The 23,207-nt window shown below is 47.6% G+C and carries 22 protein-coding genes, 1 tRNA gene and 3 pseudogenes; 18 read left to right on the plus strand and 8 right to left on the minus strand.

The window, feature by feature from the left end:
- Positions 1 to 79: 79 nt before the first annotated feature.
- Both AC0WRU_RS02905 and AC0WRU_RS02910 read right to left on the minus strand, forming a co-directional pair.
- Positions 80 to 1,036, minus strand: a complete 957-nt coding sequence (locus tag AC0WRU_RS02905) for an ArsR/SmtB family transcription factor (RefSeq protein WP_025685811.1) — start codon at positions 1,034 to 1,036, stop codon at positions 80 to 82.
- Between the two features lie 273 nt (positions 1,037 to 1,309).
- The gene (locus tag AC0WRU_RS02910; RefSeq protein ID WP_476127142.1) at positions 1,310 to 2,278 is read right to left on the minus strand and encodes a flagellar export protein FliJ; all 969 of its coding nucleotides are present in this window, start codon (positions 2,276 to 2,278) and stop codon (positions 1,310 to 1,312) included.
- A 144-nt stretch (positions 2,279 to 2,422) separates the two neighbouring features.
- Between AC0WRU_RS02910 and AC0WRU_RS02915 the strand changes: the two genes are divergently transcribed.
- From AC0WRU_RS02915 to AC0WRU_RS02925, 3 genes are all read left to right on the plus strand, one after another.
- Positions 2,423 to 2,896, plus strand: coding sequence for a GNAT family N-acetyltransferase (locus tag AC0WRU_RS02915; RefSeq protein WP_476127143.1), 474 nt, complete (start codon positions 2,423 to 2,425; stop codon positions 2,894 to 2,896).
- A 62-nt stretch (positions 2,897 to 2,958) separates the two neighbouring features.
- Positions 2,959 to 3,591: an NAD(P)-dependent oxidoreductase gene (locus tag AC0WRU_RS02920; RefSeq protein ID WP_476127144.1), complete on the plus strand. Its 633-nt coding sequence runs from the start codon at positions 2,959 to 2,961 to the stop codon at positions 3,589 to 3,591.
- Positions 3,592 to 3,623: 32 nt separating this feature from the next.
- The gene (locus tag AC0WRU_RS02925; protein ID WP_476127145.1) at positions 3,624 to 5,372 is read left to right on the plus strand and encodes an NAD(P)H-hydrate dehydratase; all 1,749 of its coding nucleotides are present in this window, start codon (positions 3,624 to 3,626) and stop codon (positions 5,370 to 5,372) included.
- Here the strand turns inward: AC0WRU_RS02925 and AC0WRU_RS02930 are convergent.
- A complete protein-coding gene (locus AC0WRU_RS02930; protein ID WP_476127146.1) occupies positions 5,356 to 5,865 on the minus strand; it encodes a hypothetical protein in 510 nt (169 codons plus the stop codon). The two genes, AC0WRU_RS02925 and AC0WRU_RS02930, sit on opposite strands and share 17 nt — an antisense overlap.
- A gap of 177 nt (positions 5,866 to 6,042) precedes the next feature.
- On the opposite strand from AC0WRU_RS02930, the gene AC0WRU_RS02935 reads away from it, so the two are divergent.
- Positions 6,043 to 6,879: an HAD hydrolase-like protein gene (locus AC0WRU_RS02935; protein ID WP_476127147.1), complete on the plus strand. Its 837-nt coding sequence runs from the start codon at positions 6,043 to 6,045 to the stop codon at positions 6,877 to 6,879.
- A gap of 238 nt (positions 6,880 to 7,117) precedes the next feature.
- Here AC0WRU_RS02935 and AC0WRU_RS02940 read toward each other — a convergent pair whose 3' ends face one another.
- The 4 genes from AC0WRU_RS02940 to AC0WRU_RS02955 form a co-directional block, all read right to left on the minus strand.
- Positions 7,118 to 7,255 (minus strand): hypothetical protein, encoded by a 138-nt coding sequence (locus tag AC0WRU_RS02940; RefSeq protein WP_476127148.1) that lies wholly within the window; start codon positions 7,253 to 7,255, stop codon positions 7,118 to 7,120.
- A 90-nt stretch (positions 7,256 to 7,345) separates the two neighbouring features.
- Positions 7,346 to 8,620, minus strand: coding sequence for an oligosaccharide MFS transporter (locus tag AC0WRU_RS02945; RefSeq protein ID WP_049827285.1), 1,275 nt, complete (start codon positions 8,618 to 8,620; stop codon positions 7,346 to 7,348).
- A gap of 278 nt (positions 8,621 to 8,898) precedes the next feature.
- Positions 8,899 to 9,930 carry a ribonucleotide-diphosphate reductase subunit beta gene (locus AC0WRU_RS02950; protein ID WP_025682772.1) on the minus strand — a complete coding sequence of 344 codons (1,032 nt, stop codon included), beginning with the start codon at positions 9,928 to 9,930 and terminating at the stop codon, positions 8,899 to 8,901.
- 21 nt (positions 9,931 to 9,951) lie between these two features.
- On the minus strand, positions 9,952 to 12,285 hold the full coding sequence (locus AC0WRU_RS02955; RefSeq protein ID WP_025682771.1) for a ribonucleoside-diphosphate reductase subunit alpha: 2,334 nt from the start codon (positions 12,283 to 12,285) through the stop codon (positions 9,952 to 9,954).
- A 629-nt stretch (positions 12,286 to 12,914) separates the two neighbouring features.
- On the opposite strand from AC0WRU_RS02955, the gene AC0WRU_RS02960 reads away from it, so the two are divergent.
- The 12 genes and pseudogenes from AC0WRU_RS02960 to AC0WRU_RS03015 all read left to right on the plus strand — a co-directional run bounded on the left by AC0WRU_RS02960 (position 12,915) and on the right by AC0WRU_RS03015 (position 19,946).
- Positions 12,915 to 13,262 carry an MTH1187 family thiamine-binding protein gene (locus AC0WRU_RS02960; RefSeq protein WP_476127149.1) on the plus strand — a complete coding sequence of 116 codons (348 nt, stop codon included), beginning with the start codon at positions 12,915 to 12,917 and terminating at the stop codon, positions 13,260 to 13,262.
- Positions 13,263 to 13,336: 74 nt separating this feature from the next.
- Positions 13,337 to 13,408, plus strand: a tRNA-Thr gene (locus AC0WRU_RS02965).
- Positions 13,409 to 13,692: 284 nt separating this feature from the next.
- Positions 13,693 to 14,313 (plus strand): annotated as a pseudogene (locus tag AC0WRU_RS02970) (Mom family adenine methylcarbamoylation protein).
- 106 nt (positions 14,314 to 14,419) lie between these two features.
- Positions 14,420 to 14,638: a hypothetical protein gene (locus AC0WRU_RS02975; protein WP_476127150.1), complete on the plus strand. Its 219-nt coding sequence runs from the start codon at positions 14,420 to 14,422 to the stop codon at positions 14,636 to 14,638.
- 145 nt (positions 14,639 to 14,783) lie between these two features.
- The gene (locus AC0WRU_RS02980; RefSeq protein WP_476127151.1) at positions 14,784 to 15,284 is read left to right on the plus strand and encodes a hypothetical protein; all 501 of its coding nucleotides are present in this window, start codon (positions 14,784 to 14,786) and stop codon (positions 15,282 to 15,284) included.
- A 155-nt stretch (positions 15,285 to 15,439) separates the two neighbouring features.
- On the plus strand, positions 15,440 to 15,937 hold the full coding sequence (locus AC0WRU_RS02985; protein ID WP_476127152.1) for a hypothetical protein: 498 nt from the start codon (positions 15,440 to 15,442) through the stop codon (positions 15,935 to 15,937).
- Positions 15,938 to 16,003: 66 nt separating this feature from the next.
- Positions 16,004 to 16,447 carry a phage terminase small subunit-related protein gene (locus AC0WRU_RS02990; protein ID WP_476127153.1) on the plus strand — a complete coding sequence of 148 codons (444 nt, stop codon included), beginning with the start codon at positions 16,004 to 16,006 and terminating at the stop codon, positions 16,445 to 16,447.
- Positions 16,440 to 16,930, plus strand: a pseudogene (locus AC0WRU_RS02995) (Mom family adenine methylcarbamoylation protein). Before AC0WRU_RS02990 ends, AC0WRU_RS02995 begins: the two are co-directional and overlap by 8 nt.
- Before the next feature lie 178 nt (positions 16,931 to 17,108).
- Positions 17,109 to 17,618 carry a hypothetical protein gene (locus AC0WRU_RS03000; RefSeq protein WP_476127155.1) on the plus strand — a complete coding sequence of 170 codons (510 nt, stop codon included), beginning with the start codon at positions 17,109 to 17,111 and terminating at the stop codon, positions 17,616 to 17,618.
- A 201-nt stretch (positions 17,619 to 17,819) separates the two neighbouring features.
- A complete protein-coding gene (locus tag AC0WRU_RS03005) occupies positions 17,820 to 18,209 on the plus strand; it encodes a M15 family metallopeptidase (RefSeq protein ID WP_476127156.1) in 390 nt (129 codons plus the stop codon).
- 78 nt (positions 18,210 to 18,287) lie between these two features.
- Positions 18,288 to 18,416: a hypothetical protein gene (locus tag AC0WRU_RS03010; RefSeq protein ID WP_476127157.1), complete on the plus strand. Its 129-nt coding sequence runs from the start codon at positions 18,288 to 18,290 to the stop codon at positions 18,414 to 18,416.
- 111 nt (positions 18,417 to 18,527) lie between these two features.
- On the plus strand, positions 18,528 to 19,946 hold the full coding sequence (locus AC0WRU_RS03015) for a transcriptional regulator (RefSeq protein WP_476127158.1): 1,419 nt from the start codon (positions 18,528 to 18,530) through the stop codon (positions 19,944 to 19,946).
- 193 nt (positions 19,947 to 20,139) lie between these two features.
- Here AC0WRU_RS03015 and AC0WRU_RS03020 read toward each other — a convergent pair.
- A protein-coding gene (locus tag AC0WRU_RS03020) for an IS3 family transposase (RefSeq protein WP_476125681.1) occupies positions 20,140 to 21,260 on the minus strand; the annotation gives its coding sequence in 2 pieces (ribosomal slippage) (positions 20,140 to 21,011 and positions 21,011 to 21,260; 1,122 coding nt in all).
- 96 nt (positions 21,261 to 21,356) lie between these two features.
- On the opposite strand from AC0WRU_RS03020, the pseudogene AC0WRU_RS03025 reads away from it, so the two are divergent.
- Positions 21,357 to 21,584 (plus strand): annotated as a pseudogene (locus tag AC0WRU_RS03025) (hypothetical protein).
- A gap of 378 nt (positions 21,585 to 21,962) precedes the next feature.
- The gene (locus AC0WRU_RS03030) at positions 21,963 to 23,186 is read left to right on the plus strand and encodes an IS110 family RNA-guided transposase (protein ID WP_025684813.1); all 1,224 of its coding nucleotides are present in this window, start codon (positions 21,963 to 21,965) and stop codon (positions 23,184 to 23,186) included.
- Positions 23,187 to 23,207 lie beyond the last annotated feature (21 nt).

Consider the following 23,207-nt stretch of genomic DNA (forward strand, 5'->3'; position numbering starts at 1 on the left):
AACACGGCGCTTTGCTTGCCATGAACGCATGGGGCAAAGCGCCGTGTTTTAGGGTCTGAGAAGGAAATGGTCTGAAAGTTTATTTGCTGCTGTTGCCAGCTTCTACCGTTGCTGTTTTCGTATGGTTTTCCGCAGGCTTGTAGTACAAGCGGAACAGAATGTCCTGATTGTAGTTACCGAAGCCAGTACCGAACAGGGTAACCCCTCCAACATGCTTGGCATCATCCAGAATGGCAATGCGGAATTTCCATTGCTTCTGATCAATCAGCACCTGGCTTAAGGTCACATTGGATATTTGCTTGCCGTCCATAAAGGTACCCTCAGACGTAACGCGAAGTCTTTTGAGCAGACCATATTGGTTGATAAAATCAGGCCACCATGCAGGTGTGTATTTTCCCCGGTTATCGCCGAAATCTCCCGGGCTGGTCCAAGTCCCCAGATTCACATCGTTCAGGAAAAAGGTAATGTCCGAAGGCCAGTTGTCATTGGTAAAAGGGGCCTCAGACGATAGCTCCATCGAAATTTCCAGTTCCTCGGCCTTTTGGCTGGACAGGAGGAAATTCGGTACTTTATAATCCATATATCCTTGGCTAAACCACAGAATTTTGGAATTGAAGCGCTCAGGGTCCAGAAATGAACGAGGCTCGTCGAATTCTCCGATAATTTTCTCGACGGTGGCCAGCCCGCAGGTCGGCTGAATTTCAAAATCCGTAAAGTGCCCGACGGAAATCTCCGTCTGATGAAATTGCCGTACATCCTGCTGATAGCGGGGCATGGCTATTTCAATTTTGTCCGTAGCCAGTGAGCATACTTTCTGAACGCCACCGCGTCCAGGCAGCATTTTGGTCGAAATAATGGACGCTCTCTCCAGCTTTTTAACATGCATGGTCATGATGGCACTGCTTAGTCCCAGTGCTTCCGCCAGCTCGCGTATATTCATAGGCTTCTCCGCAAGCAGAACAATCATGTTCAGCCGTACCTCGCTGGCCAGCGCTTCATATACGGGAAGTGATTTTTCAGAAATGTCCAGTTGCATAGTTCCTCCAATTCTAACGCACATCAACAATTGATGATAGTTTAACATATATGGATTTTTTTCAATATTCATACATAAAAAACGATATGATTTACATTTATATAAACAATATACCCTTTCCTTGATTGTCGGCACAAGCTTAACCCATCAAAAAGCCTAAAATTGTTCAAAAAACAGGACACCCCATAAAAACCATTCGGTGTCTGTCGGGATGTCCTGCGAGGGTATGCGGTTGAACGTTCATGCTATATATGATCCTGCTTCGCTTGACGTTTAGGAACGGCTATGCTCCTCCGCCAAAGAAGAGTCGGACGTTCTGTCTTTGTCTGCCGTGTGCATTTCCTGATGTTGAGAAGGATCGGCCTTCATCAAGCCGGGATGACCGACATAAGGGCGATCACTTCGTGAGCGGCCCCGAGTGAGTCGGAAGCCGATCAGAAACAGGGCAAGCTGCACAGCCAGTATGTAGGGAGAAGCCTCCGGTCCGATCCATTGAAACAGGGCAACGGCGGCGATCACCATGGACAACAGGCTTGTCGGGAAATGGGATGCCGTCACATCCAGATCATTTTGTCTGCGCAGGGTCATCAACCGATATACGTACAGCAGGGCGATCAAGCCGGAAGCAAATCTCATCCATGTACACCATATGAGCCAGGATGCAGATGAGACAGCTTCGGGCAGACTATTATAGATTGTACTATACGACATAAGTTCCACAATCAGCCGTGAGATTAGCCACACTATACCCGCCAGCGCCAAAGGCCCAGCAGCGGGACGCAGCAGCTTCCATAAAGCCGTACCCCAGCCCGGAGCATGCGATTCCAGCAGAACAAGTCGACGTTCGTCGATCAGTTTGTTCATTTCGCGCTCCAATGATTTGAGAAGCAATTCCCTGCGGAATGCGTCACATTCTCTTAGAGATGCCTGAACCTGTTCCTGAAGGTGAGGGGTTAAATAGGGAGCAGCCTTCGCTTCCTGAAGGGCATGAATCAGTCCATTCTGATGCTGGCGCGTTTCACTGCTGCTTATGCCGTTTTGAGTGGAGGTTTGGAGATAGCCTGCCAACCGTCCGTAGATACGTAGCGATTCCTGTAATTCATTCAACCGCTGCTGACGCGAATTTCGAAGCTGGGCTGCGCTGTGAACATACAGCCATACCAGCAAAGACAATGCCAGCAGGACGGCAATCAGACCGGGTGAGATATATGCGGCCAATGCCGCGAAGTCCGTCGGGGACACCCGCAATCCCTCCTTCCATTGTTCTTTCTACACTATTGCACAGACCACACAGGCATTTCAAGGGCTTGGTCACGTCTGACAGAGATATATGGAGTATTTTTTGGTAAAATAGACAAGATGATAAGCAGGGAGGGGAGATTCAGTATGAACGAGCATGTCGAGAATACCGCAGAACATCATAGAAGGTCGAATCCCCCGGACGGGCAGCTTCGCGTGGGGTACGTCGTTCCATCCGTTGAAGAGTATCGGACACTGCGGAAGGAGGCGGGTCTGACGCAGATTACAGAAGAAGCTGCAACCAAGGGCCTGCCGAACAGCCTGTTTGCCGTGACGCTACGGATCGGGCAGGAATTGATCGGCATGGGCCGGGTGAGCGGTGACGGCGGTGTTTTCTTTTTGGTGACGGATATTGCAGTCAAGCCCTCCCATCAGGGAAAAGGGTACGGGCGTAAGCTTATGGAAGAGATTATGGCCTATTTGGAACGTGAGGTTCCAGCGGGTAGCTTTGCGACGCTGATCGCAGACAAGCCAGCCGACCGCTTGTATGCGCAATTTGGCTTTCAATTGACCAGCCCTGGATCGGAAGGGATGTACTGGCGGCAGCCGGGCGGGGTTTGAGCAAGGACCGAAGCGGATAAGTAATAGTAAGGAAATAATAGACAGGAAGAAGGCAAGGACATATGAAAGTCATTATTTTTGGAGCAACAGGAACCATTGGTCAAGCATTGGTGAAGGAGGCCATCAAGCGCAAGTATCAGGTGACGGCGGCGGTGCGTGATCCGCAGCGTGTGACGGAGCAAAGTGAATATTTGACGGTCGTTCAAGCGGATATTTTGAATCCCAATTCCGTAACAGCCGTGGCGAAAGGACATGATGCCATTATTAGCGCCTACGGTCCCAAGTTTGGAGCCGAGGAAGAATTGCTCGAAGCAACCCGTTCTTTATTGGAAGGAACCCGGCGTTCCGGCGCAGAGCGCATACTGGTAGTCGGCGGAGCAGGCAGCCTGAAAACGGAAAACGGTGAACGTCTGATGGATACCGCCGAGTTTCCAGAGGAAGTCAAGCCACTGGCAGCCGCACATGCCGATGCACTGGAGCTGTATCGTGCTGCGGATGTGGACTGGACATATTGCAGTCCTGCCGCAATCATTGAGCTGGGACGGCGTACAGGACAGTTTCGCATTGGCTTGGACCATGTGGTCGTTGATGAATTGGGTCACAGCCGCATCTCGGTTGAGGATTATGCAGTTGCCCTGATTGATGAACTGGTGGAAGGGGAATTTGTGAATTCCCGTTTTACGGTCGGGTATTAAAAAAGGGATGGCACTACGGGAGGCGAAGAAGCATGTATATTGTGACCGCCGAGGAAATGCGGCAACTGGATCGGTATACGATTGACAAGCTGGGCATCCCTGCCCTTACCTTGATGGAAAATGCCGGGCGCGCGGTAGCTGACGAGGTGTTGAAGCTCTGCGCTGTAGAAAGTGGATGGAGCCATAAGAGCTTCTTGGAAAGCCACGTGGATTCAGCATACGGTACGGAACGCAGATATATAGTGGGGCAGGATGCTGCCAAACAGGGATATGATGAAGGTCCAGCCTATGGTGAACGGGTCGCCCACTCAGGGCCTGGGGATACGCCGGGACATGGTGGTGTTATTCAGACGGAGCCTTGGAGCCATGGGCGACATGCCATGCGGGCACGGGAGCATTGGTATATTCTCGTAGGCAAAGGCAACAACGGCGGCGACGGACTGGTGGCGGCCCGTCATCTGACGGATGCGGCCCTGCGCGTCACCGTTGTGTACGCTGAGTCGCCGGACTCGCTGCGCGGCGAAGCGGCGGTGCAACGCGATACCATCGCGGCTCTGCACATCCCGACCCTGGTCTACGGCCGGGATGCCCTTGACCTGCGCGGCGCCTCCGGCATCGTAGATGCCCTGCTGGGCACGGGCACACAAGGCCCGCTGCGCGAACCCTACGCCTCGCTGATTCGCGAGGCCAATGCCAGCGGCGTGCCGCTTGTGTCGGTAGATGTGCCTAGCGGCCTCGATGCCGACACAGGTGCGCTGCACGAGCCTTGCATTCGCGCACGCGTCACCGTATGCCTCGCCTACCTGAAGCGTGGGCTCGTCCAATACCCGGGCGCGGGGAATGCAGGCGATGTAGTGGTGCGCTACATCGGCATCCCGCCCGGGCTTGCCCGTGAGCGCGGCGTGCAGCTACGGCTCCTGACCCGCAACACGCTGCGCGAAGCGCTGGGCGTGGACGTGAGCCGCAGCCGCGTGCCGGACGGGCACAAGGGCACCTACGGCCACGTCCTCGTCGCCGCGGGAAGCCTGCGCATGAGCGGCGCGGGCCTGCTGGCCGCACGTGCCGCCCTGCGCATCGGCAGCGGCCTTGTCACGTGGGCGGTGCCCGAAGCGCTGCTGCCGCGCCTCATCGGAGCCGCGCCGGAGCTGATGCTCGCTGCCGCAGCCGCAGGTGGAGACGGCGAGTGGAACGCCGACTCTGCGGACGAGCTGCTTCAGCTTGCGCAGGCGCGCGATGTGCTGGCCGTCGGCCCCGGCCTCGGCCGCTTCGCGGGAGACACCGGCTGGCTGCGCCGCCTGTGGGAAGAATACGGCGGCCCGCTCGTACTCGATGCGGACGCTCTGAACATCCTCGCTGCGGCGGGGCCAGAGCTTGATGCCTGGAAGCCGAGAAGCGCGGCGGTTGTACTGACGCCGCACCCCGGCGAGATGGCCCGTCTGCTGGGCATATCGACGGCCGAGGTGCAGCGTGACCGCATCGCCCATGCCCGGCAGTACGCCCAAACACGCGGGGTGACGCTGGTGCTCAAGGGAGCGCGTACCGTCATTGCGTGCCCGGACGGAACGGCCTATGTCAACACGACAGGCCACGCCGGGATGGCGACAGGCGGTGCAGGTGATGTGCTGACAGGCATCATTGCAGGCTTGCTGGCGCAGGGCTTGAGTGCTTCGCAGGCAGCAGCCTTTGGCGTGTACCTGCATGGTTCGGCTGGAGAAGCAGCAGCGCGTCATCGCCAGCATGCCGCCTCGGTCATTGCGGGTGACATTATTGAAGCCCTATAGTCCATAATAGTAAGGGCAGGAGGAAGGCCAAGATGATCTGTACCCCAAATTCACGGCTCAGCCAGGGTCTTCCTGCATAATGCCTTCCCCGGTAATATAGTAATGTGATCACTGTACCCGCGATGCCGTTACTCCATGAGACTCCCGTTCCTTCGGGCGATATAAAAGAACCGAGCAGGAGGAAGATACTGAATCCTGCGGCAAGGTACAGGGTGAGCCGCTCCGGCTTTCGCAGCCAGGGCAAGAGATCGTGCAGCGCATCGGCGACAAGAGCGGCTGGTAGGGCAAAACCATATGCCCATAGCTGCGCAGTCAGCTCACCGCTATTACCTGCGATGGTTACAGGAATCCCCGTAATTGCCTCTGCTATATAGCAATAGGCCCATAACAGGCCGAACACCAGTCCTCCGCAAGCCAGTTTGTTCAGCGCATAACAACCTAGCTCCATTCGCCAAGGCATCTTGGGATTATATTCATTCCATGGATGTCTCATGTTGCGATTCCTCCTCAGTACACTTCATCACAATCAGTAATCCACAACCAATCAAGGAATTTATTTTCAATTACACTCCGCTGACGCTTTATGGCATTTCAGTTTACGTTAGCTGTGTATCATGGTCCTAAGAAATAATGACAGCGGATAGCCGCGTTACGGAGAGGCGGGGATTGCATGATACAAGCGGTTATTTTTAATCTCGAAAGTACATTGTTGGACCCCGGAGGACGGGGCTTAATCCAGGGAATACGCGATATTTTCAGATGGAAGGGTGTACAGGTAACCGAAGAACAGGCATCTCAAGGGCGAGGATTATCGATCCGTGATCATATTGCGAATGTGCTGGCACTTTCAGAGGTTCGGAAAAAATGGCTGGATTGCTTCGGTACGCACCCCGGGAGGGCGGATATTGAGCATATTTACCTTGAGCTTGTCCCTGTTCTTCGTTCCTTGATCCAGGGAGCTGAACCCACTTTCGGTATGGATAAAGCGCTGAATGAGTTGCAGGATCGGCGGATTCAGTCAGGCGCTACCGCATCTTGCCCGATGGAGATGCTGGGTAACGTTTTTACGCCTACACAGTCCCCATATGCACTGGATTGCACAGTAGCTCCCTGTGAAGTTTCACAAGGGCGTCCTTATCCATGGATGATCTATGAGATTGCGCACCGCTTACAGGTTTTTCCGCTTAGCGATATTGTAAAAATAGGAGATACGGCAGCAGATATGCAAGAGGGCAGGAATGCTGGTGTGTGGACAATAGGTGTGCTGAATCATAGCGAAGGTGCGCTGACCTCGCCGCAAGCAACTAACCGTGAATCCGACGACAGAGTGGCTGAGGAACGACGCAGACAGAACGTATACGGATTAAAAAGGGCAGGAGCCCACATCGTCATGAACTCGGTCGCTGACTTGCCGCGTATTTTGCGTGAAATCGAAATGCTCCAGCATACGGGCGGCTATCCTTCCTATACAAAGCAAGTAAAAACAGCATTGATGCCTCCGTCGTGAGTAGCATTGATATACTGTGGAGCTATGGACTGGATTACACGGTTCTAGGTTATATGTATGCGCCACGCCGGACGAAGGTGAACCTCTCAGCTTCGGGGCATGCGACTATTTTAAAATTGTATCTCGAAGATTCGGCTGAAACTAAAAAAAGGGGATGACCTTGCCACAAACGGCGTTAGGTTCATTCCCTTTTAAAAAATAAGTAGTGATTAAATAAATATCTATTGTTCGTTGGTCTTCACCCGGAATGGGTCAGATTACGTGATATCTCGGATAATTCTTTACCGCTATGGCCTGCTTTTGGGAGCTTGCCGATACATCTTCCATCATTCCGGCAGTCTGCTGCGCCGCGCTGGCTGTCTGCCGCTTGGCTCATAGAGACATCGGCTACTTGCTCCAGTGTATTTTTAGCAAATGCAGCCTTGCGGATAAACCTTATGATTTGGAGGTCGATGTCACCATTAGATTACGAATGAACTGTTTCAGCTTTTTTAACTGCTCTTTTCAGGTCCTGCTTGCGACGTTCCTCCAAATACCGCTCCCCATTCTTCTTGTCTGCTGTCAGTGTAAAGCAGGAAATGATGGTGAACAGACCTGCAATGGAACCCAGAATTACATAAGTAATTGGGAAATTCATAACTTCATACATATGTCCGACAATTGGCGAGAAAACGGAAACCACCAAGGAGCCCATAAACAAATACAGCAGGTACATGGTGGAGGACAACCGCTGGTCAAAGTTAACGGTAATGTACTTGAAGATGGCCACCAGAATAAGCGGTTTCTCCAGGGAGTGAATCATCTTCATCGCAGCCACCCATATGGCACCGAATGGCAGCGAAGAACCGATAATACGCAACGACATAATCGCCCCGGCAATAATCAATGCCCATTTGGCGGTCGTTTTGTTCACAAACCAAGGGGTAACAAACAAGAACACAAATTCCAGGAAAACCTGCACGGCGCTCAAATCGCCAAGGAATTGATTTCCTTCCGCTTTGGAACTGAACTGCGATACGAAATATGTGGCAAACTGCTGGTCATATACCTCGTAAATTTGGGTCACACCCACCATAAATAGCATAAGAAACCAGAACTTTGTGGTACGTACGAGATGCAGCACATCCATTAGCTTCAACGATTCTGTTTTCTGCTGCTCCTGTCCGGAAATTTCGACTTTGGTCAGGAAGATACAGATCATAGCAACAACGGCGGATACGGAGGCAATCCAGAAGGTCAGATTTACATTGATATTGATGACCCGTCCTGCAACAAAAGTAGCCGCCGCCCACCCGAGTGAACCCCACATACGAACCCGTCCGTATTCAAAGCCGTATTTGCGCGAAACTTTGTCCATATACGAATCGACGACACCGTTACCTGCATTAAACACCAGGCCGATAAATAGCGCACCGACAATGGCACCAATGACGAACTGCGTTTGAAGCAATGGACCGTACACATAGATAAAAAAGGGTCCGACGAGTAAAAGGATCGTAAAGAGTATGTACAGCAGATGTTTTCTCAAGCCCAGCTTGTCGGATAAGTAACCGAACAGGGGCTGCATGACCAAGGCGACGATTGAATTAGCCGCGTATAGAAACCCCGTGTAGGTTTCTGAAATCCCCAGGCTTTGCCCCAGCCAAATGACAAAAAAAGACATGGCCGCAGACCATGTAAACAGATAAGCGAAGTTAAAAATACTAAGAGACCAATAGTTGCGTTTTGCCAAATTCATCATGTTCAAGCACCCCTTCAAAGTGTAGCCGCTCAATGTATTGCAAACGTGATTATGCATTGTCCTTACTATTAATTGTAAGGATTATTCCATTGAATCCATAGGGCACTTTTCCAAGATTTCCTGTGCTTTTCGCAATCAGTTGCTGGATTCTGTAGAAACACAAAACAGCCTAACGACGTATATACGTTGTTAGGCTGTTTTGTGTAATCGGGTGAGTATAGGGAATTAATTAAAAGATCTAGCCCGGTAAATACCGAGTTAAGGCTGTATCTGGTTAATTACAAATCGTCAAATCCGTTGTCGTCTCCGACCTTGCCGTAATTGCGTGATTTTGCTTCAAAGAAATCAGTTTTGGTCGCATTCAGCGCTTCATCTGAGAACGGCTTGATCCAAGGCATACAGTTTACGTCTACACCTTCGTAGGCTTTGTCCATACCGAGCAGTCTCAGACGCATGTTCGCCATGTATTTGATATAATCGCCCAGCTCGTTCAAGTCAATGCCGCGAACCTCTTTGAGTGTGTAATGCGCCCAGTTTGTTTCCAGCTCGACCGCACGGTCGATCATGCGGTATACATAATCCGTATTTTCTTTCGTGTCCAGCTCAGGGAAATCAGACAACAATTGCTTGAACACTTCGGCAAAAAAGTAGCAATGCTGATTTTCATCCCGCTGGATATACGAGATCATTTGGCTGGTTGCCATCATCTTCTGGTCACGGGCCAAGTTATAGAAGAAAGCGAACGTACTGTAAAAGAAAATACCTTCCAGAATCAAATCGGCTACCATCGCCTGGAAAAAGGTTTGCGGGTTCTGTTCATCACGGAACTCCTGATAAATGTCTGAGATGAACGTGTTGCGCTCCAGCAGTACAGGATCATTTTTCCAGTATTCAAAAATTTCCTTCTGCTCCTGATCCGATACCAGAGAGGACAGCACGTAGGAGTAGGACTGGTTATGCACGACTTCCTGCTGCCCGATAATGGCCGACACAGCTTCCAGTGAAGAATCGGTAAAGTAGCGTTTTACATCCCCGACAAACATCGTTTGCATGGAATCCAGCACGGCCAGCAGGCCGATGTTGATTTTGAACGTGCGCTGTTCTTCGGCATCCAGCGTAGGAAATTGGGACGCGTCCTTGGACATCGGGATTTCATCTGGAATCCAGTGGTTCAGCAGCAGCACCTTATACAGCTTGTACATATGCGGCATCCGAATATCGTTCCAGTTCAGAATGCCGGAGTTTTCGCCTTCAATAATGCGGGTAGAGCGGTTAGGTGCTTCCGTGTTAAAAATCTTTTGTAACTGCATGGGAGATTCTCTCCTTTTATTTTAGGATGCACAGCTATCGCATTCTTCAATCGTCAGTGCGCGACTGCGTACATAATAGGTTGATTTCATACCTGATTTCCAGGCATGGATGTGCAGTTCCAGAAATTCAGTAGCTTTGATATCCGGGCGCACATACAGGTTAAAGCTTTGGCCTTGATCAATATGACGCTGACGGGCAGAAGCCATGTTGATCGAAGCATGCTGATCCAGCAGGAAAGCCGTTTTGTAGTACCAGATCGTTTTTTCGTTTAAGTCAGGTGCAGGGTTAGCGATCTTGTAGGTTGTTTTCTCTTCATAGGAAAGCAGCTCATACAATGGATCAATGCTGGCCGTAGAACCTGCAATGATGGACGTGGAACCGTTAGGCGCAATGGCGAACAGCCATGCGTTGCGGACACCGTTTTGTTTGACTTCTTCGGCAAGCTCACTCCACTCGGACGTGGTGACAAATTTGCCTTCACGGGTACCGTCCGTATAGCCACGCGATGTGAAATAATGCCCGGTAGACCAGTCAGAGCCTTCAAATTTGGCATAACGGCCTTTTTCCTTCGCCAGCTCCATGCTCGATTTTACAGCCAGATAGTTAATTTTTTCGTACAAATGATCGTTATAGGTTACCGCTTCATCGGATTCCCAACGGATACCTTCGAGTGCGAGCAGATGATGGAGTCCGAACGTACCCAGACCGACTGCGCGATATTGACTGTTCGTATATTGTGCTTGCAGCACCTCAATGTTGTTGATATCAATAACGTTATCCAGCATACGTACCTGAATCGGTACGAGACGATCCAGCACACCTGCCGGAACGGCGCGAGCCAGATGGATGGAGTTCAGGTTGCATACAACAAAGTCGCCAGGAATTTTGGAAATGACAATGCGTGTTTGTCCGTCCTTGGTGACTAACTCTTCTTTTTCCACCACGGTCGCCGATTGGTTTTGCATAATTTCCGTACACAGGTTGGAGGAATATACCATACCGTGGGCGCGGTTCGGGTTCGCACGGTTTACCGTATCGCGGTAGAACATGTACGGCGTACCTGTTTCCAACTGCGATTTCATCAGGCGCTTCATAATGTCGATGGCAGGCACCGTAATGCGAGAAAGGATCGGATGCTGTGATGCTTCCTCATACTTCTCGCGGAAGGAGCCTGTACCAAAGGCTTCATCGTAAAAATCCTCCAGCCCCAGTGGACGGCCGTTGTCATCCTTCCAGCCCATGACCTTCTTCACTTCATGCGGGCAGAACAGATTCCATTCGCCACGTGCTTCGACCCGCTCCATGAACAGATCAGGCAGACATACGCCGTGGAACACGTCATGTGCACGCATCCGCTCGTCACCGTTGTTCAGTTTCAGATCGAGGAACGCGAGAATGTCTTTGTGGAATACGTCCAGATAGACGGCAATCGCGCCTTTACGTGTACCCAGTTGGTCTACGCTGACCGCTGTATTGTTCAGCTGGCGAATCCACGGGATCACGCCGGAGCTTGTATTTTTGTGTCCACGGATGTCGGAGCCACGTGCCCGTACTTTACCGAGGTATACGCCAATGCCGCCGCCCATTTTGCTGAGACGGGCTACATCGGTATTGGAGTCGAAAATGCCTTCCAGCGAGTCGTCTACGGTGTCGATAAAGCAGCTGGAGAGCTGCCCGGCCACCTTTTTTCCGGCATTGGACATGGTTGGTGTAGCTGCCGTCATGTACATGTTGCTCATCGCCCAGTAAGCTTCCTTCACCAGTTCCATACGCTTGTCGGCAGGCTCCTTGTGCATCAGGTACATCGCGATGATCATGTAGCGTTCCTGCGGCAACTCCATTACGCGTCCGTCAAAATCGTTCGCCAAATAGCGCTCGGACAGCGTCAACAGCCCGATGTAATCGAACAGCAGGTCATTTTTCGGCAAAATGGATGCACCCAGCTCGTCAATTTGCTCCTTGGTGTAGTAGTCGAGCAGTTCTTGACGGTAAATTCCTTTTTGGACCAAATCGGTAATCAGCGGATAAAAAGCGCCGTAAGGCTCGTCCGCATAGGATTTGTAACGGCGGTGAGTGGCCGCTTTTTTATATAAGGAGGTGAGTAAAGCACGAGAAGCGGCGAATTTCCAGTCCGGTTCTTCCTTGCTGACCAGTTCAAGCGCAGCCATCGCAAACGCGTTGCTGATTTCGTCGCCCGTGACTTCGTCCCGGCGCAGCTTACTGGTTACACCGCGAATGAGGCGATCTTTATCCAGCTTGTCCAGCCCGCTCAGTACACGGTCGGCATAAACAGAAATACGTATTTCATCAAAAGCCAACTGGCGGTTGTTTGGTTTCGTTACGAGTTGTGGCATGGGATTAATTCCTCGCTTTCCTGACTTGGGAGATAAACTTGAAAATAAATGACAGTGAAAATGAAAAACGACGCTGAAAAGAAATGATGATAAAGCGATGAGGCAGCTTGCCCGGCGGTTAGAAGACAGGCGAAGCATCCGTGTATTTGCAGGTGTGCAGTTCCGGGTTTTGGATGAAAATTCCCGGGTTGCTTGCTTGGTTCAGACAGCATTTTGGGGCTGTATGTAATCTAATAACATAGAAATAGCGATGCGCTTACCAATGAACGGGTATAAAAAAGGTTCCCCTACAATTTATCGGCTACATCACTACATTTAGACGTCTTATAAATATTTAACCCAACATGTTGTGTTGAGAAACTTAAAATTTCAAATAAGCGCAAGGAGTATTATAGCAACAATTGAAGCCATACGTAAAGGAAAAGGAATGGAAACGCGAAAAATGCAAAGAAGCCGCGGGTTGTATTTGAATTGAGGTCGTGCGAACGGTACAATGGAGTGTAAGGAAGGCTTTCGAAGAAACAAGCAGTATACATATGAACTTTTTTTGTGAAATAAGGTTGCTCGCTTTATCGGACTGAGGTTTTAGATTTTTAAAGAAGTGACGATTTTAAAGGAGGAACTTGGCGATGGCTATTGCAGAAGTAACCGTAATCCCGATTGGAACGGGCAGTACCAGCCTGAGCGACTATGTTGCACAGATGCAGAAAGTGTTAAAGACGCAAAAAGGAATTGCTTACGAACTTACCTCCATGAGCACGATTATTGAAGGTACGCTGGACGATGTTTTCACTGCTATCGCTGCGCTGCACGAAGCGCCATTCCTGTCAGGAGCAAAGCGTGTCTCCACCTCGGTTAAAATCGACGACCGCCGCGACAAGCCTTCCTCCAGCCGCCAAAAGCTCCGTTCCGTCGCAGAAAAGCTATCTGGCACCGCGACAGGAAATGTTACCGAACTAAATCCAAATCCTAGTTGAAAAAGTTGATGTAAGTGATTGATTTTTATGTAAGTAAGAGTATAATAGTTTTTGTTGTCAGTATATACTGACCTGCTGGTGTAGCTCAGGGGTAGAGCAACGCACTCGTAATGCGTAGGCCGGGGGTTCAATTCCCTTCACCAGCATTCTATGAAACTCAAGTACAGCGCGGCTTCCAAGCTTTTTGGAGGCCGCGCTTTTTTGTGATTTTGGACAATCTTCTAACATTCTTCTAACCTTTAGTCTAGCTCTTATGCAACAGCGCAGCGTTTTGCATCCCGCTTGCGGGAATAGGTGTATCGCTGTTTTTTTTCGGGTTTTAAATAAGCACCTGTGTTGCTTTGGTGCTGTAAATACATAGGCAGACACAAGTCACTCATTTGGGTGGCTTTTTTATTGCCTTTGAAAGGATTTTTGGTTTGAAGAAAAGATAGATTGGGCGACGCATGCAGCTACAAAGTTTGCCTGTGAGAATTTCCACTACAGCCGCAGCTTGCCCGCTGGCAAGTCGGTGAAGGTGGGCGCATGGGAAGACGGTCAGTTTATCGGGGTTGTCATTTTCAGCAGGGGCGCCACGAATCACATTGGTTCCCCATACGGGTTGACGCAGCGTGAATGTTGTGAGTTGACGCGGGTTGCCTTAACGAAGCATCAATCGTTTGTATCGGAGATCCTTGGCAAAGCCATTCGGTTTTTGAAAGAGCAGTCCCCAATGTTGAACTGATCGTCAGTTATGCCGACGTTGAGCAAAACCATCATGGTGGGATCTATCAGGCCACCAATTGGATTTACGAGGGCAAGACCGACGGTGAAACATTATTTCATCATCAAGGGGAAGAAGACTCATCCCAAATCAATACATTCCAAATACGGTACCGGCAGTCAACGGATTGAATGGATCAGGAACAATCTTGATTCCAATGCTGAACTATATTATACAGCAGGTAAGCACAAGTACCTGATGCCGTTAAACAAGAAGATTCGACGGAAGATACAGCATCTGCACAAACCGTATCCAAATAAAAAGGAGGACGCGCTAACGTCCTCCTGATCATCCAGGGTATCCCCCGGCTGAGATAGCGGCGCGCCACGCGTGGCATTTTCGAGTCATCCGCTATCTCGCATTCCAGTATATAGGAAAGCCGAGGGATACGACAATGGGAACAGCAGACGAACAATACAACGCATCATTACATCGCGAGATCGAAATCATAGAAGGTATCCTTGAAAGCAAGTCGCAGTACCGCAAAATCGTTAAAGCCGGAATCGCACAATGGGTCAAAGACCTGCAGGCTGGAAATATAAAAATGCAGACGGTTCAGGATCTGGATCGGCTCATTGAATTAGATATTAAGCTTCAGAAGGACGAGTTGTAAATCCGTATTGTATTTTCACTAATTAATTCATAAAAATGGATTTAATAAACAACATTATGATTTTATTGTAAGTAAAATTAAAAACATGGAATCTTTTAGTAGACTGAGGTGGTAGTTAAATATACAAATATAGGAGGAATAATCGATGAAGAAGAAACATTTAGTTGCGTCAGCCTTATCTTTAGGTTTACTAGGAGGGGCTATTGCCGTGCCTAGTGCGATCTTTGCGGATTCAGATGCTGTAACTAATTCCGCAAATACATCGACTTACGGGACCCATGATGAGGTGAAAACACCTGGTAATCATGACGTGGGTCTTTTTAAGAGAAAGGATCTTTTTAATGTGAACCTTGACGGCAAGTCGCCATTAACAGAGTTCTCCATATCTCCTGGATATGGTCATGTTAAGCTTCGTGTAAGTAACAACAGCCAAACGACGCTTACTTTTACCTTAAAGCATGTCAATAGTGGAGATTATTTACTTACCAAGTATGTGGGTGCTGGTGAAACATTTAATTGGTATAGCACGAATGGGTTTCCAAACGGAATGCGCTCAGGAGACTATGAAATACAGTGGCATGCTAGCGGAGCTTATGTAGACGCCTCAGCATGGGCTATATCAGCCAATAGCCCGGATGAACTTTAACTAAACCAAGCCATAAAGTTTTGTATAAGAAAAGCTAACTGGTAGCTCGCTTGATTGGAGAAGTTTTTACTTATACTGCAACGAAGCAAGGAGAGCTTCAGGCCATTCGGTTTGAAGCTTTCCTTGCTTCGTTTATAACTCAAAGGAGAAATGTTGTGAAAAAGAAAAAAATATTTTTTTCATCAGCCTTATCTATTAGTTTGTTGGGGGCTGTTGTTGTGCCGAGTGTGATCTGTGCAAGTTCAGATGCGGCTGATTCTGCAAATACATCCAGTATTGCGACCAAAAATGCTGGTAAATCAACTATTAGTGACCATGTCATTACTTCACAAGCTACTGATGGACAAATTGTCGATCGTCCAGTAGCTGGATTTAATGATTCTGCTGATTTTGACGTTAAAGGAGGATATGGATATGTAAGATTGTACTTGAGAAACACAGGAGACACTACTATAACTTTTACTGTGAATCAGGGAAGTGCATCTGGTCCGGAAAAGTACAGTGGAACAGTAAGACCTGGTAAAACATTCGATGAAATATTAAATTCAAGCAAGGCATGGTCCACAGGGAAATTTTATGTTAGTTTAAGTAGTGGTTCTGGTTCCATGTCTGGAAAGCTCGGAGTTCGGACTAGTACTAATACGAATTTTTAAATATAATTGCTGGGAAAGCGAGCCAATGAGGCTCGCTTTTTTTGTTGGGGGTGGTGATTGTGTAACATGGCGAGAGAACGGAGTCCTGAGCGGGACAAGGCAAAACAGATGTGGCTGGAGAGCGGCGGAGCGATGAAGCTAAAAGACATCGCCGCCGCTCTTTCTGTTGGCGAGACTCAGGTCCGAAAATATGAGCTGGGTCATATGGAGCTGGCCGTTTCCGTTGTCGATCTGGACGATCAGCAGGAAAAGCTGTTAAACATCGCTTTGAACAAGGTTTCAGGTGATTGGGATGAGGATGCCCTCACGAAGTTGCTCGCTGATATGCAACAGGACGGCGTGGACATTTCCTTGTCAGGGTTCGACGACGTGGACCTGAAACAAATGCTTGGTGATATTGAGATCCCAAATTTCGAAGCGGATACTGCCGAAGACCAGGGCGATCTGGGGGTATTGAGTTCCAAACTGGTGACTTGTCCGCATTGCGGTGAGGAATTTGAACATGATTGATTTAAAGATAGATTGGGCGACGCATGCAGCTACAAAGTTTGCCTGTGAGAATTTCCACTACAGCCGCAGCTTGCCCGCTGGCAAGTCGGTGAAGGTGGGCGCATGGGAAGACGGTCAGTTTATCGGGGTTGTCATTTTCAGCAGGGGCGCCACGGATCACATTGGTTCCCCATACGGGTTGACGCAGCGTGAATGTTGTGAGTTGACGCGGGTTGCCTTAACGAAGCATCAATCGTTTGTATCGGAGATCCTTGGCAAAGCCATTCGGTTTTTGAAAGAGCGGTCCCCAATGTTGAACTGATCGTCAGTTATGCCGACGTTGAGCAAAACCATCATGGTGGGATCTATCAGGCCACCAATTGGATTTACGAGGGCAAGACCGACGGTGAACATTATTTCATCATCAAGGGGAAGAAGACTCAAAGACCTGCAGGCTGGAAATATAAAAATGCAGACGGTGCAGGACTTGGACCGTCTCATTGAATTGGATATTAAGCTTCAGAAGGACGAGTTGCAAATCTGTATTGTATTTTCATTAATTAATTCATAAAGATGGAATTAATAAACAATATTATGATTTTATTGTAATAAAAATTAAAAACATGGAATCTTTTAGTAGAATGGGGTGGTGGTTTTATACAAATATTAGGAGGAATAATCAATGAAGAAAAAACATTTAATTGCGTCAGCCTTATCTTTAGGTTTGTTAGGAGGAGCTATCGCCGTGCCCAGTGCGATCTTTGCGGATTCAGATGTAACTGATTCTGCAAATACATCCACTACTGCGACCCAAGATGCTGGTACAACAACTACCGGTGATCATGTAGTAACTCCTCAAAGAGTCGGAAATACTATTGACGCCGGGGCAAGCGGAAGTGCGACTGTAGGAACTTCCTTTGAGGTCCCTAAAGGATATGGTCATGTTAAACTTCGTATGAAGAATTATTCTGACCATACAGTCAAGGTAAGTTTATCGCACATCGAATCAAATAGAGAGTATATAACTGGTCTGACAATCGCACCTCATGACCAAGTTACTTGGAGAAGTACTGATGAAGGTTACTCAGACGGTTTGCGTTCTGGAAGCTACACACTGCAGTGGCGTGGTGGCGATTATAAAGTTGATGGACACGTGTGGGGAGTCGCTGCTTCAATGCCTGGGGACCTCTAAACTGCGCGAGATACGAAACCAAGAAAGCTCCAACCTTTATCCGGTTTGGAGCTTTCTTTTTTGTACCTCAAGGTCACGTCATAGCTTGAAAAAAATTGACTATATCAAATTATTCAAAAAATTGTATTTACCATTCGTTGGGGGTGGTGGTGATGTAATGGCCAGAGAACGAAGTCCTGAGCGGGACAAGGCAAAACAGATGTGGCTGGAGAGCGGCGGGACGACGATAAGGACTCATTGCCTGATTGGAGTGAAGTCGTCGAAGAAGCCAAGAAACTCGGACTTGAGTGGGGCGGCGATTGGCGCAGCTTTAAAGATATGCCCCATCTACAGATGGTCTTCGGAATCACGACAGCTCAATTCCGGGCGGGCAAGCGCCCAACTCAGACGCAGCTTAATGCTGTGCTGGTCAGATTGAACAAATTGAATATGGAGGAAGAGGAAATGACAGCAGAAGAAAAAGCAGCGTTTAATGCGCTACAGAAACGTGTGATCGTGCTCGAATCTTCAAATAAACTCACGAAGGTTCCAACGTGGGCAGAGCAAGCCTGTATCAACGCCAAGGCTGTTGGAGTGGGACACAGCGAATGATGGCAGCTACGACTTTTACAGACTGGTCACGATGCTTGATCGAGCAGGAGTGTTCAGTGCGAATGGAGATAAGTAATTATGGAAATCATGAATCAGGTTTTAGCCTTTGCTTCAACGTTGGCAGTAATCGTAATCGCTGTGGTTCAATTGGTCAAGAAAACAGTGAACATTCCACAAATGATTACCGTTAATGCGAATTATGCGTAAAATTCATATGAAAAATTAGTTGCATAGTATATTGACATATGGTTAATTTTGGTGAAAAATGAAGTATGTTTTTAAAAATTATGGAATATTTATGCGGAAGGTGGCTATGGCATGAAACATACACCTACGATTCGGGCGGAATTAGACAGATACCTAAAACAAGAGGGTTTGAGCCTAACGCAATTCGGGCATATTGCTGGCATGAATAGGGGAATAGTAAGTGCTATTGTGACGGGGAATAAGTCTATGTCTGTTAACCAGCTTGACCTAATTACTGAGGCTATGGGTTTACCGGAAGGCTACTTTTACGACTTATTTATAGAAAACTACATCATCGACATTCCCCCGAATATGAGGCGGATCGAGCCATTTTTGTATCGCTGTGCGGAGTTGGACAAGTTTGACTCGATTCGTCGAGTGGCGGAAGCCATCATGGACAATCTACTCTATTCGCCCAAACTGTTTGACATTGCAGAGGCGCTATTAGCACAAGGACGACATGTCGCTGCATTACTACTCTATGAAGGTGTAGCAGAAGCGGAAAAATACCAACATTCGGAACGTTTGGCAATCTGCCATTATCGTATATTCACAATTCAGGTTGGAGATGATCAACGCCAAAATCTCAATGCAGCTACGATATTTGAAGCTTTTGTTGAGCGCCTGGATGAAATAGACCAGCTTGACGCATTGAAGGACTTGGCGAACGTGTACAGGTCTTTGCGTCAATGGGACAAGGTTGATGAAATGGCAAAAAAAATGAGAGATAAAGCGGAAATTCAATATCTAATGAAACATCAACAGAAGAAGCGAGAGTGCAATGAGTCTACTGAGAAACTAAGTCGTCCCTTGTTTGTGTACATCACCTATGCCGATTTGTTGTGTGCAGGTATTTGTGAAGCCCAAGGCGATTATCAACAAGCTCTACAATATACATACGCCTACGCTAATTTAGATTGGGTCAAAGAGACGGACGAGGATACCCTACACTGGATCGGTTTGTTTCAACATTGGGCAGAAGTTAATACTTACGTATTTAAGCTTTTGTCGGGAGATATAAGTGTTCTGCACGATTATGTTGAATACATTGCTGCATCAACCAATAAAGCCGATAAAGAAATGGTTACTAAACTGTTGAATGTTATGATGGCGGCTAACCAATATAACATAGATGTTGATGATATACTTCGGAGGTTTAAAAGGAATATTGATTTTTTTGCTCAACAGAACCCATCTGCTGATATGTATACCCAACAAGTGATACCAGAACAGTTTGCACGTCTTGGATACGAGTTAGCTTATTACTATTTGTATCGAGGGATGCATAGTGATGGTTTTAAACATTTGATGTATGCAATGGTAAGTTATCATACACTAAATAATAAGGATTATTTTATAAATTGTATGGGTTTGTTTTTACACTTTCTGGATCATGCGGTTCCTGAAACCAAGGCAGAGTTTTTCAATTTCATTGAGAGGGTGTGGATAAACAATGTTGAGAAAAATGGTTCTTCTGATCGTCGCAGCTAGTTTTCTGTTTATCGCGAATGGGCCTAATGCTTATGACCAGCACCATAGTATTCAGCTTCACGATGTCGTTGGAGGTGCTTAAACGGATAGGAACAACAATCCCCGCTAACCTTAACTGGTCGGCGGGGATTTGCTTTGTTGAAGGAATTAACATACCATTCAACGAATAGCTATTTGGATTGTCAACAGTAAATCAAACAACTTTTTTAAGGGCAGCAAGGCGATACTGAATAGGCGTCATATAGCCTAAAGTTCCATGAATACGATGTTTGTTAAACCAGTTGACATAATCATATAATTCCAGTTCCAGATGACGAAGGCTCTGAAAGTTCATCTGGTTCACGAACTCTGTTTTCATGATTTTATAAGTGGCTTCGGCCACGGCATTGTCATACGGACAGCCTTTCTTACTCAGTGATCGACCGATTTCAAATGTCTCTAAAAGCTCATCCATCTTTTGATTTTTAAACTCGCTGCCACGGTCGGTATGAAACCACTGAATCTGACTCAGATCGCCTTTCACGGTCGCAAAGGCGCGGGAAACCAGTGCTGCATCCTTATGGGGACCAACACTATGGCCAATAATTTCTCGATTGAACAGATCGAGGAGCACACAAATATAGTGCCACTCGTTCCGGACTTTGACATAGGTTAGATCACTGACCACCACACGTTTGCTTTCCGTTTGATTGAACTCGCGGTTCAGTATATTAGCTGGAGCCGCTTCATTACAAGCGGTTTTATGGGGCTTATATTGTGCCACCGTGTAGGTGGAAACGAGCCCTTGCTCTTTCATGATGCGGCCAATGCGACGTCTGGAGACGATCAACCCACGCTCATGGAGCTTCACTTTGATCTTGCGTGTGCCGTAGGCTTTTCGATTCTTGTGAAAGATATCCACAATAGCTTCGGTGACATCGTCTTCAGTGGCTCGTTCTTGGGCGTCATAATAAAATGTACTTCTTGCGATTTGCAGGACGTCACACATTGCTGATACCGAGTATTTATCACGATTATTCTGGATGATAGCTACTTTCGTCCCATGATCAGCGCGGCTTGCTTTAAAATATCCACTTCCATTTTCAGACGCTGGTTCTCTTTTTGCAAAGCGATCAGCTCATTTTCTTCTGATGAGCGATTGTCCTTCTCTTTGAAGGAACCCGTCGCCTGAGCTTGTTTGATCCAGCGATCTAAAGCTGAGGCTGTGAGGCCATATTCCTCCACAAGGGCTGCTCTGGATTTCCCATTTTCATAGAGTCCTACCATTTGTTTTTTGAATTCTGCTGTAAAGGTACGTCGTTGTTGTTTTGGCATTGTAGAGATTCGCTCCTTAACATGATAGGTTTATTCTACAAGCCCTTATTTTTTCTGTCCAACTTAGTGTAGCCGATCCAATTTGAGGTGATCAGCATGAAGCATACATATAAAGTGTTAGAATCGGATTTAGAACTATTTGCTGCTGCATTAAGCCAGGCAAGAGTATATGTGGTTTAGCCGTTGGGCGAGGGTTTGATAGATATTGTGGATTACGGTGGAGCAGTGGAGAATATTACACCGGAGTCGGTTAAGATTAACGGAACCTTTTTCATGAGGAATCAGTTTGAATTTAGAGTAGATGTAAAGGGCTCAACTGGGTAACTGGTATGAGTCTACTTTTTAAATGTTCGTTGATAACTACAACAAAAGAAACAATGGTAGCCTAGGATGGGAAAATAAAGCCCTAGACTATCGCTATTTCATTGAACTAACGTTTCCCGTTAGCCAATCATGTAGCGCAAAATCAGCGCTGCACCACAGAGAATGAAAATTTTTGCTTGGTATTTTATACTGGAAGTACGGCTGGGAGAGGAAGGTCGATGAACTATGGTGCGATTAGAGCCCATCCGTTAGTCTGACTCCAACGACCACGGTGCACCACTGAATGTTGCTCCCACTGGGAAGCACTCATAGTAGATTAATCCTATTCTGGTTGTTGCACCAGTCTCCAATCATGATGCCGTAGGAAGGTTGAATGGCATGGATGTAATTATTGAACGGGCGTGCGGTATGGATGTCCATAAAGACAATATTACTGCATGCATCATGACACCTGAAGGAAAGGAGATTCAAACATTTTCAACTAAAACTGTATTTCTTCTTAAGTTAGTGGACTGGATTAAGGAGCACAGCTGTACTCATGTCGCCATGGAAAGCACAAGTGTTTATTGGAAACCTATTGTAAATTTAATTGAGGCTGAAGAGATCGAATTTCTGGTTGTTAATGCCCAGCATATGAAAGCTGTGCCTGGACGCAAAACCGATGTTAAAGATGCAGAATGGATTTGCCAACTCCTTCGCCACGGACTGATTAAAGCCAGTTTCATTCCAGACCGTAATCAACGTGAGTTAAGAGAGCTTGTTCGTTATCGCCGGAGTATCATCGAAGAACGTGCCAGACAGCATAATCGAATCCAAAAAGTATTAGAGGGAGCTAATATTAAGCTTGGTTCCGTTGTCTCAGATATTATGGGAGTTTCCTCTAAAAAAATGCTTTATGCGATTGCTGAAGGTATAGATGATCCTGGGCAACTGGCCAACATGGCCCTTCGAACACTAAAACGAAAAAAAGATGAACTCGAACTTGCCCTCCAAGGATACGTAAGTCCCCACCAACGCCTAATGATAAAAACCATTCTAACTCACATCGACTTTCTAACTCAACAAATTGATATGCTGGATCAAGAAGTTGCACGGCGAGTAAATCCTTACCAAGAAGATATCGAACGATTAGACTCAATTCCAGGCATATCAATACGAATGGCCGAACAAATCCTGGCTGAAATCGGTACAGATATTAAAAACCAGTTTCCAAGCGCAGCTCATATGTGTTCCTGGGCAGGACTTGTTCCTGGCCATAACGAAAGTGCGGGCAAAAGGAAATCGGCTAAAACCAAAAAGGGCAATAAATATTTGAGATCAGGCTTAACCGAAGCTGCTCATTCCGTAAAAGGATCTAAGAATTACCTTGGCGCACTGTATAGGCGTACAGCAGCGCGAAAAGGAAGGAAACGAGCAGGAATTGTAGTCGCTCATGCCATGTTGAGAATCTCCTATTACCTTCTAACTCGTAAAGAAATGTATGTTGATCTAGGGGAAGACTACTTCAATAAGCAAAGGGAACAGTCCATTGTGCGACATGCTTTACGCAGACTTGAAGGGCTAGGCTACTCCATTACCATCACTAAACCAGAAGGCTCCTGATCTATATAAGCTACAATAAAA

The organism is Paenibacillus sp. 1-8, from assembly GCF_056316205.1.